A 20,609-nucleotide genomic window follows, 5' to 3' on the forward strand; every position below is an offset into this window, starting at 1 on the left:
AAATATGAAACACCAGGAACAGTTTATAGAACATCCGCTGTTGTGCGTTAGAAGTAAAGCGTACATGAAAAGGAGGGAAACCAAGATGTCAAAACAAAAAATAAGAATCAGATTAAAGGCTTTTGATCACACAATATTAGATCAATCAGCTGAAAAAATTGTTGAAACAGCTAAATCAACAGGAGCTAAGGTTGCAGGTCCAGTACCACTACCAACTGAAAAAGATATTGTTACTGTATTAAGAGCTGTTCATAAATACAAAGATTCTAGAGAACAATTCGAAATCAGAACACACAAGAGATTAATCGATATCGTTAATCCATCACCAAAAACAGTTGATGCATTAATGAGATTAAACTTACCAGCTGGTGTTGATATCGAAATCAAGCTATAGTTGATACTTATTAAATAAACAGTTTGAACGGTTATGATTGCTAAGCAGTCCGCTAATACGTTTAGGAGGTGTAAATACATGAAAAAAGCTATATTAGGAAAAAAAATAGGTATGACTCAAATTTTCGATGAAAATGGAAAAGTTGTTCCTGTAACAGTAGTAGAAGCTGGTCCATGTGTTGTTGTTCAAAAGAAAACTATCGAGAAAGATGGTTATGAAGCAATACAAGTAGGCTTTGGAGATGTTAGAGAAAAATTAGTTAACAAACCAAAGAAGGGACATTTTGCTAAAGCAGGTGTTTCTTTAAGAAGAAAGCTAAAAGAATTCAGATTAGAAGATTGTTCAGCTTATGAAGTTGGTCAAGAAATCAAAGCTGATTTATTCGTAGCTGGAGATAAAATTGATGTATCTGGAGTTTCTAAAGGAAAGGGATTCCAAGGGGTTATCAAAAGATGGAATGCTAGCAGAGGACCAATGAGTCACGGTTCTAAATTCCACAGAGCAGTAGGTTCTATGGGTGCTTCATCAGATCCATCAAGAACTTTCAAGAACAAGAACATGCCAGGACATATGGGAGCTGTTAACACAACAGTATTAAACTTAGAAGTAGTTAAGGTTATAACTGAAAAGAACTTAATACTAATCAAGGGTGGTATCCCAGGACCTAATAAAGGTACAGTAGTAATAAGAAACGCAGTTAAAGCTTAATTTCTGTAGAAAGGAGGAAACAGGATGCCTACAGTAGGATTATTTAATCAAGAAGGAAAACAAGTTGGAGATATCCAATTAAATGATAATGTGTTCGGAGTTGAAGTTAACACTGATGCTATGCATCAAGTTGTAGTTGCTTTATTAGCAAACAAGAGACAAGGAACTCAATCAGCTAAGACAAGAGCTGAGGTTAGAGGAGGCGGAATTAAGCCTTGGAGACAAAAAGGAACTGGTAGAGCAAGACAAGGTTCTATTAGAGCTCCACAATGGATCAAAGGTGGAGTTGTATTCGCACCAAAACCAAGAGATTATAGAATGTCAGTGCCAAAGAGCATGAGAAGAGTAGCTATGAAGTCTGCATTAACTAGCAAAGTTCAAGACGGACAAATGGTAGTACTTGAAACATTAGCATTTGAAGCTCCAAAAACTAAGAAAATGGTTGAAGTTTTAAAAGCATTTGAAGCTAAGAAAACTTTAATAATAACTGGAGAAGCTAATGAAGTTCTTTACAAGTCAGCTAGAAATATTGCTGATATTGAAATAATGCCAGTTAACAACATCAATGTTTATGATTTATTAAAATTTGAGAAATTAATCATAACTAAGGATGCTGTATCAAAAATTGAGGAGGTGTACGCATAATGACAAGCTATGATATTATAAGAAAGCCTGTTATCACTGAAAAGACTATGACTGCTATGGCAGACAAAAAGTACACTTTCATAGTTCAAATTAATGCAAACAAAGTTCAAATTAAGAGAGCTGTAGAAGAAATATTCGGCGTTAAAGTTGAAAAAGTTCAAACAGTAAGAACTATGGGAAAAACAAAGAGAATGGGCGTACATGTAGGAAAGAGAGCAGACTTCAAAAAAGCTATCATTACTTTAGCAGGAGATAGCAAGAACATAGAATTCTTTGAAGGAATGCAATAACGCAAATAAAGCGTATTATTGGTATGAAAATACCAGAGAAGCTTAAAGTAAGGAGGGAATTTACATGGCAGTTAAAAAGTTTAGACCAACTACCCCATCAAGAAGAGAAATGACAATGGCTACTTTTGAAGAAATAACAACAAGTACACCAGAAAAATCACTTCTTGTATCATTAAACAAAAGTGGTGGTAGAAATGCTCAAGGTAAAATAACTGTTAGACACCACGGTGGTGGAGCTAAGAGAAAATATAGAATAATAGATTTCAAGAGAAATAAGGATGGTGTTCCAGCAAAGGTTGCTACAATAGAATACGATCCAAACAGAACAGCATACATTGCATTAGTAGTATATGCTGATGGTGAAAAGAGATATATAATAGCTCCAGTAGGATTAAAAGTTGGAGATGTTATAGTTTCAGGTCCAGATTCTGATATTAAAGCAGGAAATGCTCTTCCATTAAAGAATATACCAGTAGGTACTTTCGTTCACAACGTTGAGTTACAAGTTGGTAAGGGAGCTCAAATGGTAAGATCAGCTGGAACTACAGCTCAATTAATGGCTAAAGAAGGTAACTATGCAACATTAAGATTACCTTCAGGAGAAATGAGATATGTAAGAATCGAATGTAGAGCTACAATCGGTACTGTATCAAATACTACTAACGATATAATCAATATCGGTAAAGCAGGTAGAAAGAGACACATGGGATGGAGACCTACAGTTAGAGGTTCTGTAATGAATCCTTGCGATCACCCTCATGGTGGTGGTGAAGGTAGATCACCAATCGGTAGACCGAGTCCAGTTACTCCATGGGGTAAACCAGCACTTGGATACAAGACAAGAAAGAATAAGAAGTATTCTGACAGATTCATAATAAAGAGAAGAAACGATAAGTAGTATGAAGAGAATCTAAATTTCTCTTCATGGCTTGTCAGCCTATAGATTATGAAGGGAGGCAAATTATAGTGAGTAGATCAACAAAAAAAGGGCCTTTTGTACATGAAGGACTTTTAAAGAAAATTGAAGAAATGAATGCTAGTGGAGATAAGAAGGTTGTTAAAACTTGGTCAAGAAGTTCAACTATCTTCCCACAAATGATTGGTCATACAATTGCTGTTCACGATGGAAGAAAGCATGTTCCAGTTTTCGTTAGCGAAGACATGGTAGGACACAAGCTTGGTGAGTTCGCTTTAACAAGAACTTACAGAGGACACGATTATGACGAAAAAGCAGCAAGAAAAAGAAAGTAATCCCGGAAAGGAGGAACATAAATGGAAGCTAGAGCTATAGCTAAATATGTTAGAATGTCTCCAACAAAAGTAGGAGTAGTTCTTGATTTAATAAGAGGAAAAAATATTCAAGAGGCTTTCGCTATTTTACAATATACTCCGAAAGATGCAGCTGTTGCTATAAACAAAGTTTTAAAATCAGCTGTTGCTAATGCAGAAAATAATCATGAAATGGACGTAGAAAGATTATATGTAGCAGAAGCATTCGTTGGTGCAGGTCCAACACTAAAGAGATTTAGACCGATGGATCACGGAAAAGCGTTTAGAATTAACAAAAGAACAAGTAATATAACACTTGTGGTTAAAGAAAGAGCTTAGAAAGAAGGAGGGAAATCAAGTGGGTCAAAAAGTACATCCTCACGGACTTAGAGTAGGAGTTATCAAAGATTGGGATGCTAAATGGTATGCTTCAAAGAAGAATTTTGCAGACAATCTAATAGAAGATAACAAAATCAGAGAATTCGTAAAGAAAGAACTTTTCTCAGCTGGTATTTCAAAGATTGAAATTGAAAGAGCTTCTAAAAGAGTTAAGTTAAATATATATACTGCTAAACCAGGAGTTATAATTGGAAAAGGTGGATCAGGAATAGAAGCATTAAAAGGTAAATTAGCTAACTTAGTTGATAGAAAGAACTTATTAATCAATATAGTAGAAGTTAAAAATGCTGAAGCAAATGCTCAATTAATGGCAGAAAATATAGCTGCACAATTAGAAAAGAGAGTATCATTCAGAAGAGCTATGAAACAAAGCATTCAAAGAGCTATGAGACTTGGAGCTAAAGGTGTTAAGACAGCTTGCTCAGGTAGATTAGGTGGAGCTGAAATAGCTAGAACTGAACAATATCATGAAGGAACAATTCCACTACAAACTTTAAGAGCAGATATAGATTATGGATTTGCTGAAGCTGATACAACTTACGGAAAAATCGGCGTAAAGGTTTGGGTTTATAATGGAGAAGTTCTTCCAACTAAAAAAGTTGAAAAGAAGGAAGAAGTTAACGCGTAAGAAAGGAGGAATTAGTCATGTTAATGCCTAAAAGAGTTAAGCATCGTAAGGTACAACGTGGTAGAATGAAAGGGAAAGCTACTAGAGGTAATTTCCTTGCATACGGAGATTTTGGTATTCAAGCTACAACTTGTGGTTGGATAACTAGTAACCAAATAGAATCTGCCAGAATTGCTATAAACAGATATATCAGAAGAGGTGGAAAACTTTGGATAAAGATTTTCCCAGATAAGCCAGTAACTGAGAAGCCAGCTGAAACAAGAATGGGTTCAGGTAAAGGTTCACCAGAATATTGGGTAGCAGTAGTTAAACCTGGTAGAGTTTTATTCGAACTATCAGGAGTTAATGAAGAAGTTGCAAGAGAAGCTATGAGACTTGCATCACACAAGCTTCCTGTAAAGTGTAAATTCGTTACAAGAAGAGATTTTGAGGAAATGGGTGGTGAAGAATAATGAAGGCTAGAGAATTAAAAGAATTAAGAGCAAATAATCCTCAAGATTTAAAGGTTAAATTAAATGACCTTAAGGCTGAGTTATTCAACTTGAGATTCCAATTAGCTACAGGTCAATTAGAAAATCCTATGAGAATAAAAGAAGTAAAAAAATCTATAGCCCAAATCAAAACCATCATAAGAGAAGAAGAGATCAGGGCTTTCGAGCAGTAAATCTGAAAGGAGGTAACTCTTAATGGAAAGAGGATTAAGAAAGAAAAAAATAGGTAGAGTTGTTTCAGATAAAATGGATAAAACTATCGTTGTTGCTGTTGAAACTAAGGTTAGACACCCATTATATGGTAAAACAGTTAATAGAACAACTAAGTTTAAAGCTCATGATGAAAACAATGAAGCTAAAATAAATGATAGAGTTTTAATTATGGAAACTAGACCATTATCTAAAGATAAGAGATGGAGACTTGTTGAAATAGTTGAAAAAGCTAAATAGGCTTTAAGACTGAAAGGAGGGTAATTCAATGATACAACAACAAACCTTACTAAAGGTAGCAGATAACTCAGGCGCAAAGGAAATAATGTGCATAAGAGTTTTAGGCGGATCAAAAAGAAAGTTCGGTAACATTGGAGATGTAATAGTTGCTAGCGTTAAAAGTGCAACACCAGGCGGAGTTGTTAAAAAAGGAGACGTTGTAAAAGCTGTTATAGTTAGATCAGTTAGAGGATTAAGAAGAGCTGATGGTTCATACATTAAGTTTGATGAAAATTCAGCTGTTATTATAAAGGATGATAAGCAACCAAGAGGAACTCGTATCTTCGGACCAGTTGCTAGGGAGCTAAGAGATAACGAATTTAACAAGATTTTATCATTAGCGCCTGAAGTTCTATAATAGAGGAGGTGTCTCATTTGAAGGTACATGTTAGAAAGAACGACACAGTTGTAGTTGTTTCAGGTAAAGATAAAGGGAAAACTGGTGAAGTTTTAAAGGTATATCCTAAAACAGGTAAAGTTATTGTTCAAGGAGTTAATATAATTAAAAAACACCAAAAGCCAACTAGAGCTAATGCTCAAGGTGGAATAATTGAAAGAGAAGGAGCTATTTATAGCTCAAAAGTTATGTTATACTGCACAAAATGTAAAAATGCTACAAGAATAAGCAGTAAAATCTTAGAAGATGGTACTAAGGTTAGAGTTTGTAAGAAGTGCGGAGAAACATTCTAGAATCTGAAAGGAGGTACTAATTATGACAACAAGACTTCAAGAAAAGTATCAAAAAGAAGTAATTCCAGCTATGATTGAAAAGTTCGGATATAAAAATATAATGGAAGTTCCAAAGCTTGAAAAGGTAGTTATCAACATGGGAGTTGGTGAAGCTAAGGACAATCAAAAAATATTAGAAGCTGCAGTTAACGATTTAAGCATAATTGCAGGTCAAAAGCCAATTTTAACTAGAGCAAAGAAATCTGTTGCTAACTTTAAGATAAGAGAGAATATGGCTTTAGGATGTAAGGTTACATTAAGAAAAGCAAAAATGTACGAATTTGCTGACAAATTAATGGCTATTGCTCTTCCAAGAGTTAGAGATTTCAGAGGAGTTTCAAGCAAAGCTTTTGATGGTAGAGGAAACTACTCACTAGGAGTAAAAGAGCAATTAATATTCCCAGAAATTGAATACGATAAAATCGATAAGGTTAGAGGAATGGATATTATCTTCGTTACATCAGCAAACACTGACGAAGAAGCAAGAGAATTATTAAGATTCCTTGGTATGCCATTTGCTCAATAATAAGGAGGGAAAACTGTGGCACGTAAGGCTATTATTGAAAAGTGGAAAAAAGAACCTAAATATAAAACAAGAGCTTATACAAGATGCAGAATATGTGGAAGACCACATTCAGTATTAAAGAAGTTCGGTATTTGCCGTATATGTTTTAGAGAACTTGCTTATAAAGGTCAAATACCTGGTTGTAAGAAAGCAAGTTGGTAAAAAACTGATGTAGTGAAAGGAGGCACATTAAATGGTTATGACAGATCCTATCGCAGATTTGCTAACACGTATTAGAAACGCAAATGCTGTAAGACATGAAGTAGTAGAAGTTCCTTCATCAAATATGAAGAAGGCTGTTGCAAATATATTATTACAAGAGGGATATATTAAAGAGTTAGAGGAATATAACGATGGTGTTGTTCCAATGTTAAGAATATCTCTTAAATATGGCGCAGATAAAGAAAGAGTTATAACTGGTATAAAGAGAATATCTAAACCAGGACTAAGAGTTTACTGCAAGAAAGATGAAATTCCAAAGGTACTAAGTGGACTAGGAATTGCTATAATATCAACTTCAACAGGTTTATTAGTTGATAGAGATGCAAGAAAAGCTGGATTAGGCGGAGAAGTAGTTTGCTACGTTTGGTAATTTTCAAAATAGAAAGTAACTAAATTAACATATAGAACAAGTAAAACAGGAGGTGCGATTATGTCAAGAGTAGGTAGATTACCTATAGCTATACCTGCAGGCGTAACTGTAACTGTTTCAGCAGACAATGTTGTTACAGTTAAGGGTCCAAAGGGCGAACTTGTTAAAGCTATGAATACAGACATGAATATAGCAGTTGAAAACAACCAAGTTGTTGTAACTAGACCTAGCGATCAAAAAGAGCACAGAGCTCTTCATGGTTTAACTAGAGCATTAATCAACAACATGATAATCGGAGTTGAAAAGGGATTTGAAAAGAACTTAGAACTAATAGGTGTTGGTTACAGAGCTCAATTACAAGGTAAGAAGCTTGTAATGAACTTAGGATATTCACATCCAGTTGAAATAGAACCAATCGAAGGTGTAACTTTCGAAACTCCAGCTGCAACTAAGGTTGTAGTAAAGGGAATCGACAAGGAAAAGGTTGGAGCAGCTGCGGCTGATATAAGATCATGGAGAAAGCCTGAACCATATAAGGGTAAAGGAATTAAGTATGATAACGAAGTGATCAGACGTAAAGAAGGTAAAACTGGTAAGAAATAATAGAAAGGAGTGAAACCTTTATGTTCAAGAAGGTAGACAGAAAAGCTAGTAGAGAAAGACGTCACCTAAGAGTACGTAAGAAAATTTCTGGTACTCCTGAAAGACCAAGACTTTCAGTATATAGAAGTGAAAAAAATATATATGCTCAAATTATAGATGATGTTAATTCAGTAACTTTAGTTTCAGCTTCAAGCTTAGATAAAGCATTTGATGAAAAATCAGGTGGAAATAAAGAAGCAGCTAAAATGGTTGGTGAATTAATAGCTAAAAAAGCTTTAGAAAAAGGAATTTCAGAAGTAGTATTCGACAGAGGTGGATACGTATATCACGGAAGAGTTCAAACTTTAGCTGAAGCTGCTAGAGAAGCAGGCCTAAAATTCTAATAAATAAGGAGGGAAATACATGAGAATCGATCCTAGCACACTAGACCTTAAAGAAAAGGTTGTTAACATAAACAGAGTAACTAAGGTTGTTAAGGGTGGTAGAAACTTCAGATTCAGCGCTTTAGTAGTTGTAGGTGACGAAAACGGACACGTAGGCGTTGGTATGGGTAAGTCAATAGAAATCCCAGAAGCAATTAAAAAAGGAATAGAAGACGCTAAGAAAAATTTAGTAAGTGTTGCAATAGTTGGAACTACTGTTCCTCATCAAATATATGGAAAATTCGGAACTGGTAATGTTCTTATAATGCCAGCAAAAGAAGGTACAGGAGTTATCGCTGGAGGTCCAGCAAGATCTGTATTAGAATTAGCAGGATTAAAGGATGTTAGAGCTAAGTCATTAGGTTCAAACAATCCTAAAAATATGGTGAATGCTACAATTAACGGTTTAGCAAGCTTAAAAACAGCTGAAGATATAGCTAAATTAAGAGGCAAAACTGTAGAAGAAATTTTAGGTTAGGAGGGAAAAGCAATGGCAAAAATTAAAGTTACTCTAATGAAGAGTTTAATTGGAAGAAAGAAAGACCATATTGCTACTGCACATGCCCTTGGACTAAAAAAGATCGGTAAGACAGTAGAACATGAAGAAACTCCTCAAATCAGAGGAATGATCAACAAAGTTGACTATCTACTAAAAGTAGAAGAAGTTTAATAAGAGGAGGTGCATTGAGTAATGAAACTTCATGAATTAAAACCAGCAGCAGGAAGTAAGAAAGCTCCAAAGAGAGTTGGTAGAGGTACTGGTTCAGGATTAGGTAGAAATGCCGGAAAAGGTGAAAAAGGCCAAAATTCTAGATCAGGCGGTGGAGTAAGACCAGGATTTGAAGGCGGTCAAATGCCACTATATAGAAGACTTCCTAAGAGAGGATTTACAAATATATTTGCTAAACAATATGTTAGCATAAACGTAGATAGATTAAATATATTTGAAAATGGAACAGAAATAACACCAGAAGTTTTACTTGAAAGAAGAGTTATAAGTAAGGTAAAAGACGGAGTTAAGATTTTAGGAAATGGGACATTAGAGAAGAGCCTAACTGTTAAAGGATGTAAGTTCTCAAAATCAGCGGCTGAAAAGATAGAAGCAGCTGGAGGAAAAGTTGAGGTGATTTAGTATGCTATCAACCCTACGTAATGCCTGGAAGGTTCCCGAATTAAAGAAAAGATTTTTATGGACTATATTTTTAGTTGCAATCTTCAGGATAGGAATACATATTCCTGTTCCTGGAATTAGCACAGAAGTTCTAAATGATTTAGCTAGTAGCGGAACTATATTTGGTTTCTACGATTTGTTATCTGGTGGAGCATTTAGACAGTTTAGTATATTTGCTTTAAGCGTAACACCATATATTAATGCTTCAATCATAGTTCAATTATTGACTATAGCAATTCCTTCTCTAGAGCAATTATCTAAAGAAGGTGAAGAAGGAAGAAAGAAGATACAAAAGATAACTAGAATATTATCAATATTTATAGGATTTATTCTTGCTTTCGGAACATATAGTATGGTTGCAGCAAGAGGTGCAGCGCAAGGAATGCAATGGACTGGAATAATCGTTGTATTAGTAGCATTAGTTGCAGGTTCAACATTCTGTATGTGGCTAGGTGATCAAATTACAGCTAAAGGCTTTGGAAATGGTATATCCATATTAATATTTGTAAATATAGTATCTCAGTTACCTGTAACTTTAATGTCATTATTTACATTAAAGGATCAAGGAAAAATTACTATAGTTGAAATTTTATTATTTGTAGTTTTTGCAATTGCTTTATTAGGAGTAGTAATATTCTTCTCATTAGCAGAAAGAAGAATTCCAGTTCAATATGCTGGTAAAGCTGTTGGAAATAAAGTTATGAGAGGCCAAAGTACTCACATACCTTTAAGCATAATAGGATCTGCTGTTATAGCAATAATATTTGCTATGTCAGTTATGATGTTTCCTAAAACAATTGCAGAATTTTTCCCAGGTCATGACTGGGCTGTATGGATAACAGGAAGTAAGTATAGTGTATTTAATGAAAAAACATGGATGTATCCTGTAATGTATTCAATATTAACTATATTCTTTACTTGGTTCTATACACAAATTACATTTAAGCCAGATGAAATGGCAGAGAATCTGCATAAATCAGCAGGGTTTGTGCCAGGAATAAGACCTGGAGATGCAACTGAAAAGTATTTTGAAAAAGTACTTACTAAAGTATCATTAGTTGGAGGAGTATTTGCAGCTTTACTAGCGATACTACCAATACTAATTTCAAATACACAGTTACAAGGAGTTCAATTTGGTGGTACATCATTATTAATTATGGTTGGTGTTGGACTTGATTTCTCAAGACAATTAGATTCACAATTAGTAATGAGACATTATCAAGGATTCTTAAAATAGATTAGTAATGGAGATGATGCCCGTGAAGATAGTATTATTAGGTCCTCCTGGAGCAGGAAAGGGAACACAGGCAAAATCAATTAGTAATAGATACTCAATACCACATATTTCTACAGGAGATATATTTAGAAAAAATATTTCTGAAAACACTCCATTAGGAATAGAAGCTAAGAAGCACATCGATAAAGGACAGTTAGTACCAGATGAAGTTACTATTGATATGGTAAAAGATAGACTGCAGCAAGAAGATTGTAAAAATGGGTATTTATTAGATGGATTCCCAAGAACAGTCGCTCAAGCAGAAGCACTTCAAGATTTTCTTTCTGAAAGAAATGAAAGGCTTGATACTGCTTTACTAATTGAAGTACCTACTGGATTTATATTAGAAAGAATGACAGGTAGAAGAGTGTGCCCATCATGTGGAGCTAGCTATCATATAAAGTTTAATCCACCAACTGTTACAAGCAAATGTGATGTTTGTGGAAGTGATATAATCCAAAGAAAAGATGATACAGAAGAAACTGTATCTGAAAGACTTGATGTGTATGAGAGACAGACACAACCACTGATTGATTTTTATAAAGAAAGAAACTTACTTTCAATTGTAAATGGAACAAAAGCTATTAACGAAGTATTCGAAGGTATCTGTAATATCTTAGGGAGAGTTAAATAATGATAATCATTAAAAATAACAAAGAAATTGACCTAATGAGATTATCAGGTAAAATAGTAGCTGAAACATTACTACTAGTTGAAGAAAAAGTAAGACCAGGAATAACTACTGCTGAATTAGATAGAATAGCAGAAGAATTTATAACTAAGCATGGAGCAAAGCCTTCATTTAAAGGGCTATATGGTTTTCCAGCTTCACTATGTATATCTGTTAACGAGCAAGTAGTTCATGGGATCCCAGGAGGTTATGTATTAAAAGATGGAGATATAATTAGTGTAGACTGTGGTGCTTTTCTTAATGGCTTTCACGGAGATGCTGCAAGGACTTTTGCAGTGGGAAACGTAACAGAGGAAGCTAGTAAGTTAATTAAAGTAACAGAAGAAAGTTTCTTTAAAGGAATTGAATATGCTAAGATCGGTAACAGGCTTACTGATATATCACATGAAATACAAAACTACATAGAAACTTCAGGTTTCTCTGTAGTAAGAGATTTCGTAGGACACGGTATAGGTAGAGTTGTACACGAAGATCCAGAAGTGCCTAATTTTGGTAAGCCTGGCAGAGGCCCAAAGTTAGCTTCAGGAATGGCACTAGCTATTGAGCCTATGGTTAACGTAGGAAGCTATAAAGTTAAAACATTAAATGATGACTGGACTGTAGTAACTAGTGATGGAAGTCTATCTGCACACTACGAAAATACTATTGTAATTTTACCAGATGGACCCGAAATATTAACACTAATTAAATAAGTGTTGCTTAGTTATAAATTCGCATGATACCAAAAGGTGGCTTGTAGATTTATGACTAAGGTAATCATCGAGGTGAAAAGTTTGCAAAACAATGACTTAATTGGGAAAGTGGTTCTTTCAAAAACAGGAAGAGATAAAAATCATTTATATGTAATAATAGGCCATTTAAGTGATAATTATGCAATTCTTAGTAATGGGAGTACTAAAACAGTTCAGATGCCTAAAAAAAAGAATTTAAAACATATAAATGTTTTAGATGATGTAGATGATGAGATTAAAGAATCTATCATATCAAAAGATAGAGGTACTGATTTAAAAATAAAAAGATTTCTAAAACTTAAAGGCATTGTTAAGGAGGGTTGATTACCTTATGTCAAAAGATGATGTAATAGAAATGCAAGGTATAGTACTAGAATCATTACCAAATGCTATGTTCCAAGTTGAACTAGAGAGTGGTCACAAAATTCTAGCACATATATCAGGAAAATTAAGAATGAATTTCATAAGAATTCTACCGGGAGATAAGGTTACAATTGAACTTTCTCCATACGATTTATCAAGAGGTAGAATTACATGGAGAGCTAAATAAAGGTAGAGATTACCGTCAAGTATTACAAGGAGGGTTAGCGATGAAAGTAAGACCATCAGTTAAGCCTATTTGCGAAAAGTGCAAGATTATAAGAAGAAAAGGAAAAGTAATGGTTATCTGTGAAAATCCTAAGCACAAGCAAAAACAAGGCTAATACAATCAAAGTATAGGCAAAAAAAGTATTATTTAACTATGTAAAACTTATTGACTTTTAACTTAAAGTCAAATATGATTATATAGGCATTTAATTAAGTAGATAAATTTTAGGTACGGCTGACAGTAGAGTGAATCTCTATTGACCTATGATTTTATTATATAAAATACACATATAATTAAGTTGTATGCATTTCAATATCAGGAGGTGTAAGTTTTAATGGCAAGAATTTCAGGAGTAGACCTACCAAGAGAAAAAAGAGTTGAAATAGGTCTAACATATATATATGGTATAGGACTTTCTACTTCACATAAGATTTTAGCACAAACAGGAGTTAATCCTGATACAAGAGTTAAAGATCTTACTGAAGAAGAAGTAACAAAAATTAGAGAATATGTAAAAACTTTAACAATTGAAGGTGACTTAAGAAGAGAAGTTGCTTTAAATATTAAAAGATTAGTAGAAATTGGATGTTATAGAGGAATTAGACATAGAAAAGGTCTTCCAGTTAGAGGTCAAAAGACTAAAACTAACGCAAGAACTAGAAAAGGTCCAAAGAAAACTATCGCAAATAAGAAGAAGTAGTGAGGAGGGAATTCGATGGCTCAAAAAGTTAAAAAAACTAGAAGAAGAAAAGAAAGAAAGAACGTTGAGCATGGTGCTGCACACATCAAATCAACTTTCAATAACTCAATAGTTACTTTAACTGATGCTACAGGAAATGCTTTATCATGGTCAAGTGCAGGAGCTTTAGGCTTCAGAGGATCAAGAAAGAGCACTCCATTCGCAGCTCAAATGGCAGCAGAAACAGCAGCTAAAGCGGCTATGGAACACGGATTAAAGAGTATAGAAGTATATGTAAAGGGACCAGGCGCAGGAAGAGAAGCGGCTATAAGATCTTTACAAGCAGCAGGATTAGAAGTAACTTTAATTAAAGACGTTACTCCAATCCCACATAACGGATGTAGACCACCAAAGAGAAGAAGAGTCTAGTATTCATATAGGAGGTGTAATTAATGGCAAGATATACTGGAGCTACATGTAGATTATGTAGAAGAGAAGGTATGAAATTATTCCTTAAAGGGGATAGATGTTATACAGATAAATGTGCTTTTGTTAGAAGAAGTTATGCGCCAGGACAACATGGAGCAGCTAAGAAAAAAATATCTAACTACGGTGTACAATTAAGAGAAAAGCAAAAAGCTAGAAGAATATACGGAGTATTAGAAAGCCAATTCAGAACTTATTATGAAAAGGCTGATCATATGAAGGGTATTACTGGTGAAAATTTACTTAAATTATTAGAAATGAGATTAGATAACGTTGTTTACAGACTAGGTTATGGTGCTTCAAGAAATGAAGCTAGACAATTAGTTAATCATGGACATTTCTTAGTTAATGGTAAGAAAGTTGACATTCCTTCATTTAAAGTTTCTGTTAATGATGAAATTACAGTTACAGAAAAGAGTAGAGGAACTGAAAAATTCAAGACATTTGTTGAAAATCCAAAGACATTACCAAAATGGTTAGAAGCAAACGTTGAAAATTATTCAGGTAAAGTAGTTGCTGAACCAGCAAGAGAAGATATTGACGTTCCAGTTAATGAAACTCTTATCGTTGAGTTATACAGCAAGTAATAGTTTAATATTTGTATTTGTAAGAGCAATCTTACAATACAAATATATAAGCAGTTGCCCTCAGAATAAGGTTGCCATTTAAAATTTAAGGAGGGTTTGTGCATGTTAGAAATAGAAAAGCCAATAATAGAATGTATAGAGTCAAATGAAAATGGTACTTACGGTAAATATGTAGTTGAACCACTAGAAAGAGGATATGGTATAACTCTTGGAAATGCTTTAAGAAGAATACTTTTATCATCACTTCCAGGTGCTGCTCCTACATCAGTAAAAATAGACGGAGTACTACATGAATTTTCAACTGTACAGGGAGTTAAAGAAGATGTTACAGAAATAATATTAAACATTAAATCTTTAGCTTTAATAATGAATGGTGAAGGTCCAAAGACTATATATATAGATGCTCAAGGACCAGGAGTAGTTACAGGTGGAGATATAAAAACTGATGGAGATGTTGAAGTTGTAAGCAAAGATCTTCATATTGCAACATTAGATGATAATGGTAAGTTATATATGGAGATAACAGTTAATAGAGGAAGAGGATACGTAACTCAAAATAAAAATAAGAGTGAAGATCTTCCATTATCAGCAATTGCTGTAGACTCAATTTATACGCCAGTTAAAAGAGTTAATTTCACTGTAGAAAATACAAGAGTAGGTCAAATTACTGACTATGATAAATTAACTTTAGAAATCTGGACTAATGGAACTATTAAGATTGATGAAGCAATAAGCTTATCAGCAAAAATTCTTATAGAACATTTTAAATTATTTATGTCATTAGGAGATAGTACTAATGATGTAGAGATTATGATAGAAAAAGAAGAAGATAAAAAAGAGAAAGTACTAGAAATGACTGTAGAAGAGTTGGATTTATCAGTTAGATCATATAACTGTTTAAAGAGAGCTGGAATAAATACAGTTCAAGAACTTGCTGGAAAATCAATGGATGACATGATGAAGGTAAGAAATCTAGGAAAGAAATCTTTAGAGGAAGTCGAAAGAAAGCTTAAGGAATTAGGCTTAGGATTAAGACTAAACGATGAGTAAGGAGGTAAATCCACATGGCAGGTTATCGTAAATTAGGTCGTCCTACTGACCAAAGAAGAGCTATGCTTAGAAGCCTTGTTACAAGCTTTTTAAAGCATGGTAAAATCGAAACAACTGAAACAAGAGCAAAAGAAACTAGAAGATTAGCTGAAAAGATGATCACTTTAGCAAAAAGAGGTGACCTTCACGCTAGAAGACAAGTTTTAGCTTTTGTTAACGAAGAAGAAGTAGTTCAAAACCTATTTGACAATGTTGCTCCAAAGTACGCAGAAAGAAATGGTGGATACACTAGAATGTACAAAAAAGGCCCAAGAAGAGGGGACGGAGCGGAAGTTGTTATACTTGAATTAGTATAATATAAAGGGGATTAAGTTAAAAACTTAGTCCCCATTTTTACATATTGAAATTTAACTAGTATATAAGAATTCATAAATTTAATATTAAAGTAATTGTAATTAAATGAATGTATATTATAATATTCTTATGCTGAATGTATATACACTATGAATTTTTATATAGTACTTAAGAGCAGAAGTTAAGCGATAAAAGGAGGGGGCTATATATGAAAGAAACAATGATTAAATGTGATAATGTATCTTTTAAATATAGAGTACATGAGGGAGAAGAGGAACGATACGCAGTTAATGGCGTAAATTTTGAGGTTGAAAAAGGAGAATTTTTAGTTGTTTTAGGACATAATGGATCTGGTAAATCAACTATAGCAAAACATATTAATGCACTTTTAGTACCATCAGAAGGAACTGTTATAGTAGATGAACTTGATACTTCAGATCCTAATAATTTATGGCAAATAAGAGCTAAGGCTGGAATGGTATTTCAAAACCCTGATAACCAGTTAGTAGCTACTATAGTTGAAGAAGACGTTGCTTTTGGACCAGAGAATCTAGGAGTACCACCAGAAGAAATAAGGAAAAGAGTAGATGAGAGCTTAAAGAAGGTTGGAATGTATGAATATAAAAGACATGCACCACACTTGCTTTCGGGTGGGCAAAAACAAAGAATCGCAATAGCTGGGATTTTAGCAATGAAGCCTCAATGTATTATTTTTGATGAGCCAACAGCTATGCTAGATCCTTCTGGTAGAAGAGAAGTATTAAATAATATAAAAGAAATAAATAAAAAATATGGGATTACAATAGTTCTTATCACTCATTATATGGATGAAGCAGCACAAGCAGATAGAGTTATTGTAATGGATAATGGAAAAATAATATTACAAGGAAATCCAAGAGAAGTGTTTTCTAATGTTAAAGAAATGAAAGAAATAGGATTAGATGTTCCTCAAGTTACAGAATTATGTTATGAACTTAAAAAAGATGGTATAGATATAGATACAAATATTTTAAATGTAGATGAGATGGTGAATGCGTTATGTCAATTAAAATAGAAAACTTAGTACATGTATACATGCCCAAATCACCTTTTGAGAAAATGGCATTAAATAATGTTAATATTGAAATAAATGAAGGTGAGTTTGTAGCACTTATAGGCCATACAGGCTCAGGAAAATCAACATTAATACAACACATGAATGGCCTGCTTAAGCCAAGTTCAGGTAGAATAATAGTTGATGGAGAGGATATTACAAAAGAAGGTGTAAAACTTACTGATATAAGAAAAAAGGTTGGACTTGTATTTCAATACCCAGAGTATCAATTATTTGAAGAAACTATAGAAAAAGATATAGAGTTTGGGCCAAGAAATTTAGGATTATCTAATGAAGAAATAACAAAAAGAGTAAAAAGAGCAATGGAAATGGTTGGCCTAGATTATGATAAATATAAGAATAAATCTCCATTCGATTTAAGTGGGGGACAAAAGAGAAGAGTAGCTATAGCTGGTGTAATTGCTATGGAACCTAAAATACTTATACTAGATGAACCAACTGCAGGACTAGACCCAAAAGGAAGAGATGATATTTTAGCTCAAATAAAGGTTTTACATAATGAGTATAAAATGACAATTATACTTGTAAGCCATAGTATGGAAGATGTGGGTAAACTTGCAGAACGAATAATAGTAATGAATAAGGGAGAAGTGGCTTTAGAGGGAACCCCATCTAGGGTATTTAAAGAAGTGGATACTTTAGAAAGTATAGGGCTTGCAGTTCCACAAGTAACCTATCTTATGAGAGAATTAAAAAATAAGGGATTTAATGTTTCAGATGAAGTTTATACTATAAGTCAGGGAAAAGAAGAATTACTAAGAATATTAAAGGAAGTTAAAAACTAGGGGGAACAAAGATGATAAAAGATATAACTATAGGTCAGTATATACCAGGTGAAACTTTTGTTCATAAGCTGGATCCTAGAACAAAGATAGTATTATCAATACTATTTATAATTTGTCTATTTGTAGTAGATAAGTTTATTGGATATATATTAATAGTTGCATTTTTAGCATTAACTGTATATGTTGCTAAATTGCCACCTAGGTACTTATACAAAGGTTTAAAACCAGTATTTTTCCTTATTATTTTCACAGCTATTTTAAATATTTTTATGATAAAAGGTACTTCAAGTACATTAATATTTGAACTTGGATTTGTAAAAATATATCAAGAGGGATTAAGAACTGCTGCATTTATGGCTTTAAGGTTAATATTTTTAATAATGGGTACATCAGTATTAACATTAACTACATCACCTATTGAGCTAACTGATGGAATCGAAAGATTATTAAAACCTATTGGAAAAGAAACTGCACATGAATTAGCTATGATGATGACTATAGCACTAAGATTTATACCAACATTAATGGATGAAACAGATAAAATAATGATGGCACAAAAAGCAAGAGGAGCAGATTTTGAAACAGGGGGAATGATTCAAAAAGCTAAAAGTCTTATACCATTATTAGTACCATTATTTATAAGTTCCTTCAGAAGAGCTGATGAACTTGCTATGGCCATGGAAGCTAGAGCATATAGGGGTGGAAATGGTAGAACTAGAATGAAACAATTAAAGTTTACAAGAAAGGACACTATTGCATTTGCTTTATTTTCTATTTTATTTATCGGAAGCTTAGCAGTGAGATTTGTTATTTAGAAAAAATGAGTAAAAGTGATTTAAGTTATGAGAAATATTAAGCTTACTTTAGAATATGATGGTACTAATTATTTGGGATGGCAAAAACAAAAAGTAGGAAGTACTATACAAAAAACATTAGAAGAAGCCATAAGCCTCTTAACTAATGAGGATATTGAGGTTATAGGAAGCTCAAGAACTGATGCTGGTGTACATGCAAAAGGATTTGTTGCAAATTTTAAAACAGAAAGCAAAATACCATCAGAAAAATTTAGAGAAGCAATTAACTATAGATTGCCTGATGATATAGTTATTTTAAAATCTGAAGAGGTAAATGAAGATTTTCATTCAAGATATAGTTCAGATGGAAAAACTTATTCTTACTCTATATTAAACAGAGAGGTTCAATCTGCAATAGGAAAAGATTATTTATATCATGTAAAAAGAAAACTAAGTGTAGAATCAATGAAAGAATCTTGTAAATATTTTATTGGGACTCATGACTTCATTGCATTTAGAAGTAGTGGAAGCTCTACAAAAACAACTATTAGAACAATAACAGAATTATATATTGAAGAAAGTAACGACATAATAAAAATTTATGTAACAGGTGATGGTTTTTTATATAATATGGTTAGAATAATAGTTGGAACATTGTTAATGGCAGGAACTAATAAAATAAATCCTGAAGATATACAAAATATAATATATGATAAAGATAGAACAAAAGCTGGAATATGTGTTCCAGCAACAGGTTTAGTATTAGAAAAAGTTTATTATTAAAATTAACAATAATAAATTAAAAAACATGTTGACACGCCCGTAAGCGTGTATTATAATAATGTATGTTTGTTAGAATAATTTATGTATATAAGATCCACTAGCCCCGGGTCTTGACATAAAAGCAGTACTTAATAAGTAAAGCACAAATGTAAGTTCAGGGAGGGAAAAACATGAAATCATACATTGCTAAGGCACAAGAAGTTGAAAGAAAATGGTATGTTGTTGACGCTGCTGGAAAGCCACTAGGAAGAGTTGCTAGCCAAGTTGCTTCAATTTTAAGAGGAAAAAATAAACCAACATTTACACCAAATGTTGACTGTGGAGATTTCGTTATAGTAATCAATGCAGAACAAGTTGTTTTAACTGGTAAGAAGTTAGATCAAAAATTAATGAGAAAACACAGCTTATATCCAGGTGGATTAAAGGAAACTCCATATAGAGAAGTATTAGCTAAGAAGCCTGAATTCGCTTTCGAAGAAGCTGTAAGAAGAATGCTTCCAACAGGCGTTTTAGGAAGAAAAATGCTTAAGAAGCTAAAAGTATATAGAGGTACTGAGCACGGACATGATGCTCAAAAACCAGAAGTACTTGAATTAAAGTACTAATACAAGCTCGGGAGGAGGAATAAAAATGGCAAAAGTTCAATACATGGGTACTGGAAGAAGAAAAAAATCAATTGCAAGAGTTAGACTTGTACCAGGAAATGGTAAAGTAGTTATAAATAACAGAGAAATAGAAAACTATTTCGGTTTAGAAACTTTAAGAATGATAGTTAATCAACCATTAGTTTTAACTGAATCTAAAGATAAATTCGACGTTTTAGTTAACGTTCATGGTGGTGGATTCACAGGTCAAGCTGGAGCAATAAGACACGGAATAACTAGAGCTTTAATAAAAGCTGACGAAAACTTAAAGTCAGAATTAAAGAAGGCAGGTTTCGTAACTAGAGATCCAAGAATGAAAGAAAGAAAGAAATATGGTCTTAAAAAGGCAAGAAGAGCTCCACAATTCTCAAAGAGATAATATATGGAACTTCACAAATCCCACAAACCGCACGGTTGTGGGATTTATTTTTTTATAAAAAGTTATAAAAACCTATATTTTATTATATACAAGTAACACATAAGTAGCATACAAGTAACAAATTTGATTTTAAAAAATATAATGAATAATAAACGTGATATTTGGTTATAAATATAATAATATTAAAAAAAATATGTTTATTTTAATATTATAGTGGAAAAAATCGTTTAAAGTAATATAATATAATTAAGAGTAATATATTTATAAGAAAA

Annotated in this window: 38 protein-coding genes; all 38 read left to right on the top strand. The window is 33.2% G+C overall.

From position 1 onward, the window contains the following. Nucleotides 1-85: 85 nt before the first annotated feature. The 38 genes from rpsJ to rpsI all read left to right on the top strand — a co-directional run bounded on the left by rpsJ (nucleotide 86) and on the right by rpsI (nucleotide 20,337). Nucleotides 86-394 (top strand): 30S ribosomal protein S10, encoded by a 309-nt coding sequence (gene rpsJ / locus ACZJV1_RS01300; protein WP_322413296.1) that lies wholly within the window; start codon nucleotides 86-88, stop codon nucleotides 392-394. A gap of 78 nt (nucleotides 395-472) precedes the next feature. Continuing rightward, nucleotides 473-1,102, top strand: a complete 630-nt coding sequence (rplC, locus tag ACZJV1_RS01305) for a 50S ribosomal protein L3 (RefSeq protein WP_411169526.1) — start codon at nucleotides 473-475, stop codon at nucleotides 1,100-1,102. 24 nt (nucleotides 1,103-1,126) lie between these two features. Next, entirely contained in the window at nucleotides 1,127-1,747 is a 621-nt protein-coding gene (gene rplD / locus ACZJV1_RS01310; RefSeq protein ID WP_411169527.1) for a 50S ribosomal protein L4, read from the top strand. Beyond that, nucleotides 1,747-2,037 (top strand): 50S ribosomal protein L23, encoded by a 291-nt coding sequence (gene rplW, locus ACZJV1_RS01315; protein WP_411169528.1) that lies wholly within the window; start codon nucleotides 1,747-1,749, stop codon nucleotides 2,035-2,037. Before rplD ends, rplW begins: the two co-directional genes overlap by 1 nt. A gap of 64 nt (nucleotides 2,038-2,101) precedes the next feature. Next, nucleotides 2,102-2,935: a 50S ribosomal protein L2 gene (rplB, locus tag ACZJV1_RS01320; RefSeq protein WP_411169529.1), complete on the top strand. Its 834-nt coding sequence runs from the start codon at nucleotides 2,102-2,104 to the stop codon at nucleotides 2,933-2,935. A 68-nt stretch (nucleotides 2,936-3,003) separates the two neighbouring features. Continuing rightward, nucleotides 3,004-3,288 (top strand): 30S ribosomal protein S19, encoded by a 285-nt coding sequence (rpsS, locus tag ACZJV1_RS01325; protein ID WP_136006846.1) that lies wholly within the window; start codon nucleotides 3,004-3,006, stop codon nucleotides 3,286-3,288. A 21-nt stretch (nucleotides 3,289-3,309) separates the two neighbouring features. Continuing rightward, a complete protein-coding gene (rplV, locus tag ACZJV1_RS01330; RefSeq protein WP_016205894.1) occupies nucleotides 3,310-3,645 on the top strand; it encodes a 50S ribosomal protein L22 in 336 nt (111 codons plus the stop codon). A gap of 19 nt (nucleotides 3,646-3,664) precedes the next feature. Further along, nucleotides 3,665-4,333 (top strand): 30S ribosomal protein S3, encoded by a 669-nt coding sequence (rpsC, locus tag ACZJV1_RS01335; RefSeq protein WP_411169530.1) that lies wholly within the window; start codon nucleotides 3,665-3,667, stop codon nucleotides 4,331-4,333. A 17-nt stretch (nucleotides 4,334-4,350) separates the two neighbouring features. Continuing rightward, a complete protein-coding gene (rplP, locus tag ACZJV1_RS01340; RefSeq protein WP_008681186.1) occupies nucleotides 4,351-4,785 on the top strand; it encodes a 50S ribosomal protein L16 in 435 nt (144 codons plus the stop codon). Continuing rightward, the gene (gene rpmC, locus ACZJV1_RS01345; RefSeq protein WP_032117032.1) at nucleotides 4,785-4,997 is read left to right on the top strand and encodes a 50S ribosomal protein L29; all 213 of its coding nucleotides are present in this window, start codon (nucleotides 4,785-4,787) and stop codon (nucleotides 4,995-4,997) included. The genes rplP and rpmC overlap by 1 nt, the downstream gene beginning before the upstream one ends. A gap of 22 nt (nucleotides 4,998-5,019) precedes the next feature. Next, nucleotides 5,020-5,274: a 30S ribosomal protein S17 gene (gene rpsQ / locus ACZJV1_RS01350; protein ID WP_016205891.1), complete on the top strand. Its 255-nt coding sequence runs from the start codon at nucleotides 5,020-5,022 to the stop codon at nucleotides 5,272-5,274. 28 nt (nucleotides 5,275-5,302) lie between these two features. After that, entirely contained in the window at nucleotides 5,303-5,671 is a 369-nt protein-coding gene (rplN, locus tag ACZJV1_RS01355) for a 50S ribosomal protein L14 (protein ID WP_411169531.1), read from the top strand. Nucleotides 5,672-5,688: 17 nt separating this feature from the next. After that, nucleotides 5,689-6,003, top strand: coding sequence for a 50S ribosomal protein L24 (rplX, locus tag ACZJV1_RS01360; RefSeq protein ID WP_322458564.1), 315 nt, complete (start codon nucleotides 5,689-5,691; stop codon nucleotides 6,001-6,003). 22 nt (nucleotides 6,004-6,025) lie between these two features. Next, on the top strand, nucleotides 6,026-6,568 hold the full coding sequence (gene rplE / locus ACZJV1_RS01365; protein WP_411169532.1) for a 50S ribosomal protein L5: 543 nt from the start codon (nucleotides 6,026-6,028) through the stop codon (nucleotides 6,566-6,568). 15 nt (nucleotides 6,569-6,583) lie between these two features. After that, on the top strand, nucleotides 6,584-6,769 hold the full coding sequence (locus ACZJV1_RS01370; protein WP_008681179.1) for a type Z 30S ribosomal protein S14: 186 nt from the start codon (nucleotides 6,584-6,586) through the stop codon (nucleotides 6,767-6,769). A 31-nt stretch (nucleotides 6,770-6,800) separates the two neighbouring features. After that, nucleotides 6,801-7,199, top strand: coding sequence for a 30S ribosomal protein S8 (gene rpsH, locus ACZJV1_RS01375; protein ID WP_411169533.1), 399 nt, complete (start codon nucleotides 6,801-6,803; stop codon nucleotides 7,197-7,199). Between the two features lie 60 nt (nucleotides 7,200-7,259). Continuing rightward, entirely contained in the window at nucleotides 7,260-7,802 is a 543-nt protein-coding gene (rplF, locus tag ACZJV1_RS01380) for a 50S ribosomal protein L6 (RefSeq protein ID WP_411169534.1), read from the top strand. A 20-nt stretch (nucleotides 7,803-7,822) separates the two neighbouring features. Beyond that, on the top strand, nucleotides 7,823-8,185 hold the full coding sequence (gene rplR / locus ACZJV1_RS01385; protein WP_411169535.1) for a 50S ribosomal protein L18: 363 nt from the start codon (nucleotides 7,823-7,825) through the stop codon (nucleotides 8,183-8,185). 19 nt (nucleotides 8,186-8,204) lie between these two features. Then, nucleotides 8,205-8,702 (top strand): 30S ribosomal protein S5, encoded by a 498-nt coding sequence (gene rpsE / locus ACZJV1_RS01390; protein ID WP_411169536.1) that lies wholly within the window; start codon nucleotides 8,205-8,207, stop codon nucleotides 8,700-8,702. A 12-nt stretch (nucleotides 8,703-8,714) separates the two neighbouring features. After that, a complete protein-coding gene (rpmD, locus tag ACZJV1_RS01395; protein ID WP_322412614.1) occupies nucleotides 8,715-8,894 on the top strand; it encodes a 50S ribosomal protein L30 in 180 nt (59 codons plus the stop codon). 21 nt (nucleotides 8,895-8,915) lie between these two features. After that, nucleotides 8,916-9,356 carry a 50S ribosomal protein L15 gene (gene rplO / locus ACZJV1_RS01400; protein ID WP_411169537.1) on the top strand — a complete coding sequence of 147 codons (441 nt, stop codon included), beginning with the start codon at nucleotides 8,916-8,918 and terminating at the stop codon, nucleotides 9,354-9,356. Between the two features lies 1 nt (nucleotide 9,357). Beyond that, complete coding sequence (secY, locus tag ACZJV1_RS01405; RefSeq protein ID WP_411169538.1) at nucleotides 9,358-10,632, top strand: preprotein translocase subunit SecY; 1,275 nt, start codon at nucleotides 9,358-9,360, stop codon at nucleotides 10,630-10,632. 22 nt (nucleotides 10,633-10,654) lie between these two features. Continuing rightward, nucleotides 10,655-11,305, top strand: a complete 651-nt coding sequence (locus ACZJV1_RS01410; RefSeq protein ID WP_463651163.1) for an adenylate kinase — start codon at nucleotides 10,655-10,657, stop codon at nucleotides 11,303-11,305. Next, nucleotides 11,305-12,054, top strand: coding sequence for a type I methionyl aminopeptidase (map, locus tag ACZJV1_RS01415; protein WP_463651164.1), 750 nt, complete (start codon nucleotides 11,305-11,307; stop codon nucleotides 12,052-12,054). The genes ACZJV1_RS01410 and map overlap by 1 nt, the downstream gene beginning before the upstream one ends. Nucleotides 12,055-12,105: 51 nt before the next feature. Then, entirely contained in the window at nucleotides 12,106-12,417 is a 312-nt protein-coding gene (locus ACZJV1_RS01420; RefSeq protein WP_411169540.1) for a hypothetical protein, read from the top strand. Between the two features lie 7 nt (nucleotides 12,418-12,424). Continuing rightward, on the top strand, nucleotides 12,425-12,643 hold the full coding sequence (gene infA, locus ACZJV1_RS01425; RefSeq protein WP_322412699.1) for a translation initiation factor IF-1: 219 nt from the start codon (nucleotides 12,425-12,427) through the stop codon (nucleotides 12,641-12,643). A 40-nt stretch (nucleotides 12,644-12,683) separates the two neighbouring features. Continuing rightward, nucleotides 12,684-12,797 (top strand): 50S ribosomal protein L36, encoded by a 114-nt coding sequence (gene rpmJ / locus ACZJV1_RS01430; RefSeq protein WP_016205879.1) that lies wholly within the window; start codon nucleotides 12,684-12,686, stop codon nucleotides 12,795-12,797. A gap of 219 nt (nucleotides 12,798-13,016) precedes the next feature. Next, nucleotides 13,017-13,382, top strand: coding sequence for a 30S ribosomal protein S13 (rpsM, locus tag ACZJV1_RS01435; RefSeq protein ID WP_317274669.1), 366 nt, complete (start codon nucleotides 13,017-13,019; stop codon nucleotides 13,380-13,382). Nucleotides 13,383-13,397: 15 nt separating this feature from the next. Beyond that, on the top strand, nucleotides 13,398-13,790 hold the full coding sequence (rpsK, locus tag ACZJV1_RS01440) for a 30S ribosomal protein S11 (RefSeq protein WP_411169541.1): 393 nt from the start codon (nucleotides 13,398-13,400) through the stop codon (nucleotides 13,788-13,790). Between the two features lie 23 nt (nucleotides 13,791-13,813). Next, entirely contained in the window at nucleotides 13,814-14,434 is a 621-nt protein-coding gene (gene rpsD / locus ACZJV1_RS01445) for a 30S ribosomal protein S4 (protein ID WP_411169542.1), read from the top strand. Nucleotides 14,435-14,536: 102 nt separating this feature from the next. Then, a complete protein-coding gene (locus ACZJV1_RS01450) occupies nucleotides 14,537-15,484 on the top strand; it encodes a DNA-directed RNA polymerase subunit alpha (protein WP_463651165.1) in 948 nt (315 codons plus the stop codon). A 14-nt stretch (nucleotides 15,485-15,498) separates the two neighbouring features. Continuing rightward, on the top strand, nucleotides 15,499-15,840 hold the full coding sequence (gene rplQ, locus ACZJV1_RS01455) for a 50S ribosomal protein L17 (protein WP_322459178.1): 342 nt from the start codon (nucleotides 15,499-15,501) through the stop codon (nucleotides 15,838-15,840). 206 nt (nucleotides 15,841-16,046) lie between these two features. Then, nucleotides 16,047-16,892 carry an energy-coupling factor transporter ATPase gene (locus tag ACZJV1_RS01460; RefSeq protein ID WP_411169544.1) on the top strand — a complete coding sequence of 282 codons (846 nt, stop codon included), beginning with the start codon at nucleotides 16,047-16,049 and terminating at the stop codon, nucleotides 16,890-16,892. Continuing rightward, nucleotides 16,877-17,737, top strand: a complete 861-nt coding sequence (locus ACZJV1_RS01465) for an energy-coupling factor transporter ATPase (protein ID WP_463651166.1) — start codon at nucleotides 16,877-16,879, stop codon at nucleotides 17,735-17,737. Before ACZJV1_RS01460 ends, ACZJV1_RS01465 begins: the two co-directional genes overlap by 16 nt. 11 nt (nucleotides 17,738-17,748) lie before the next feature. Further along, nucleotides 17,749-18,552 (top strand): energy-coupling factor transporter transmembrane component T family protein, encoded by an 804-nt coding sequence (locus ACZJV1_RS01470; RefSeq protein WP_463651167.1) that lies wholly within the window; start codon nucleotides 17,749-17,751, stop codon nucleotides 18,550-18,552. A 27-nt stretch (nucleotides 18,553-18,579) separates the two neighbouring features. Next, nucleotides 18,580-19,314 carry a tRNA pseudouridine(38-40) synthase TruA gene (gene truA / locus ACZJV1_RS01475; protein ID WP_463651168.1) on the top strand — a complete coding sequence of 245 codons (735 nt, stop codon included), beginning with the start codon at nucleotides 18,580-18,582 and terminating at the stop codon, nucleotides 19,312-19,314. Between the two features lie 170 nt (nucleotides 19,315-19,484). Continuing rightward, complete coding sequence (rplM, locus tag ACZJV1_RS01480) at nucleotides 19,485-19,919, top strand: 50S ribosomal protein L13 (protein WP_411169548.1); 435 nt, start codon at nucleotides 19,485-19,487, stop codon at nucleotides 19,917-19,919. 25 nt (nucleotides 19,920-19,944) lie between these two features. After that, nucleotides 19,945-20,337, top strand: coding sequence for a 30S ribosomal protein S9 (gene rpsI, locus ACZJV1_RS01485; protein ID WP_463651169.1), 393 nt, complete (start codon nucleotides 19,945-19,947; stop codon nucleotides 20,335-20,337). Nucleotides 20,338-20,609: the final 272 nt, after the last annotated feature.

It is taken from the genome of Clostridium sp. LS3 (genome assembly GCF_055330225.1).

Coding starts and splice junctions, on each gene's coding strand:
- rpsH (WP_411169533.1), top strand. CDS start 6,801: ATGGTTATGACAGATCCTATCGCAGATTTGCTAACACGTATTAGAAAC.
- rplM (WP_411169548.1), top strand. CDS start 19,485: ATGAAATCATACATTGCTAAGGCACAAGAAGTTGAAAGAAAATGGTAT.
- rpsQ (WP_016205891.1), top strand. CDS start 5,020: ATGGAAAGAGGATTAAGAAAGAAAAAAATAGGTAGAGTTGTTTCAGAT.
- infA (WP_322412699.1), top strand. CDS start 12,425: ATGTCAAAAGATGATGTAATAGAAATGCAAGGTATAGTACTAGAATCA.
- rpsI (WP_463651169.1), top strand. CDS start 19,945: ATGGCAAAAGTTCAATACATGGGTACTGGAAGAAGAAAAAAATCAATT.
- rplN (WP_411169531.1), top strand. CDS start 5,303: ATGATACAACAACAAACCTTACTAAAGGTAGCAGATAACTCAGGCGCA.
- map (WP_463651164.1), top strand. CDS start 11,305: ATGATAATCATTAAAAATAACAAAGAAATTGACCTAATGAGATTATCA.
- rplB (WP_411169529.1), top strand. CDS start 2,102: ATGGCAGTTAAAAAGTTTAGACCAACTACCCCATCAAGAAGAGAAATG.
- truA (WP_463651168.1), top strand. CDS start 18,580: ATGAGAAATATTAAGCTTACTTTAGAATATGATGGTACTAATTATTTG.
- rpmD (WP_322412614.1), top strand. CDS start 8,715: ATGGCAAAAATTAAAGTTACTCTAATGAAGAGTTTAATTGGAAGAAAG.
- rplF (WP_411169534.1), top strand. CDS start 7,260: ATGTCAAGAGTAGGTAGATTACCTATAGCTATACCTGCAGGCGTAACT.
- secY (WP_411169538.1), top strand. CDS start 9,358: ATGCTATCAACCCTACGTAATGCCTGGAAGGTTCCCGAATTAAAGAAA.
- ACZJV1_RS01465 (WP_463651166.1), top strand. CDS start 16,877: ATGTCAATTAAAATAGAAAACTTAGTACATGTATACATGCCCAAATCA.
- rpsK (WP_411169541.1), top strand. CDS start 13,398: ATGGCTCAAAAAGTTAAAAAAACTAGAAGAAGAAAAGAAAGAAAGAAC.
- rplQ (WP_322459178.1), top strand. CDS start 15,499: ATGGCAGGTTATCGTAAATTAGGTCGTCCTACTGACCAAAGAAGAGCT.
- ACZJV1_RS01470 (WP_463651167.1), top strand. CDS start 17,749: ATGATAAAAGATATAACTATAGGTCAGTATATACCAGGTGAAACTTTT.
- ACZJV1_RS01450 (WP_463651165.1), top strand. CDS start 14,537: ATGTTAGAAATAGAAAAGCCAATAATAGAATGTATAGAGTCAAATGAA.
- ACZJV1_RS01460 (WP_411169544.1), top strand. CDS start 16,047: ATGAAAGAAACAATGATTAAATGTGATAATGTATCTTTTAAATATAGA.
- rplR (WP_411169535.1), top strand. CDS start 7,823: ATGTTCAAGAAGGTAGACAGAAAAGCTAGTAGAGAAAGACGTCACCTA.
- ACZJV1_RS01420 (WP_411169540.1), top strand. CDS start 12,106: ATGACTAAGGTAATCATCGAGGTGAAAAGTTTGCAAAACAATGACTTA.
- rplP (WP_008681186.1), top strand. CDS start 4,351: ATGTTAATGCCTAAAAGAGTTAAGCATCGTAAGGTACAACGTGGTAGA.
- rpsE (WP_411169536.1), top strand. CDS start 8,205: ATGAGAATCGATCCTAGCACACTAGACCTTAAAGAAAAGGTTGTTAAC.
- rplD (WP_411169527.1), top strand. CDS start 1,127: ATGCCTACAGTAGGATTATTTAATCAAGAAGGAAAACAAGTTGGAGAT.
- rpsD (WP_411169542.1), top strand. CDS start 13,814: ATGGCAAGATATACTGGAGCTACATGTAGATTATGTAGAAGAGAAGGT.
- rplO (WP_411169537.1), top strand. CDS start 8,916: ATGAAACTTCATGAATTAAAACCAGCAGCAGGAAGTAAGAAAGCTCCA.
- rplV (WP_016205894.1), top strand. CDS start 3,310: ATGGAAGCTAGAGCTATAGCTAAATATGTTAGAATGTCTCCAACAAAA.
- rplC (WP_411169526.1), top strand. CDS start 473: ATGAAAAAAGCTATATTAGGAAAAAAAATAGGTATGACTCAAATTTTC.
- rpmJ (WP_016205879.1), top strand. CDS start 12,684: ATGAAAGTAAGACCATCAGTTAAGCCTATTTGCGAAAAGTGCAAGATT.
- rplW (WP_411169528.1), top strand. CDS start 1,747: ATGACAAGCTATGATATTATAAGAAAGCCTGTTATCACTGAAAAGACT.
- rpsJ (WP_322413296.1), top strand. CDS start 86: ATGTCAAAACAAAAAATAAGAATCAGATTAAAGGCTTTTGATCACACA.
- rpsM (WP_317274669.1), top strand. CDS start 13,017: ATGGCAAGAATTTCAGGAGTAGACCTACCAAGAGAAAAAAGAGTTGAA.
- rplE (WP_411169532.1), top strand. CDS start 6,026: ATGACAACAAGACTTCAAGAAAAGTATCAAAAAGAAGTAATTCCAGCT.
- rpmC (WP_032117032.1), top strand. CDS start 4,785: ATGAAGGCTAGAGAATTAAAAGAATTAAGAGCAAATAATCCTCAAGAT.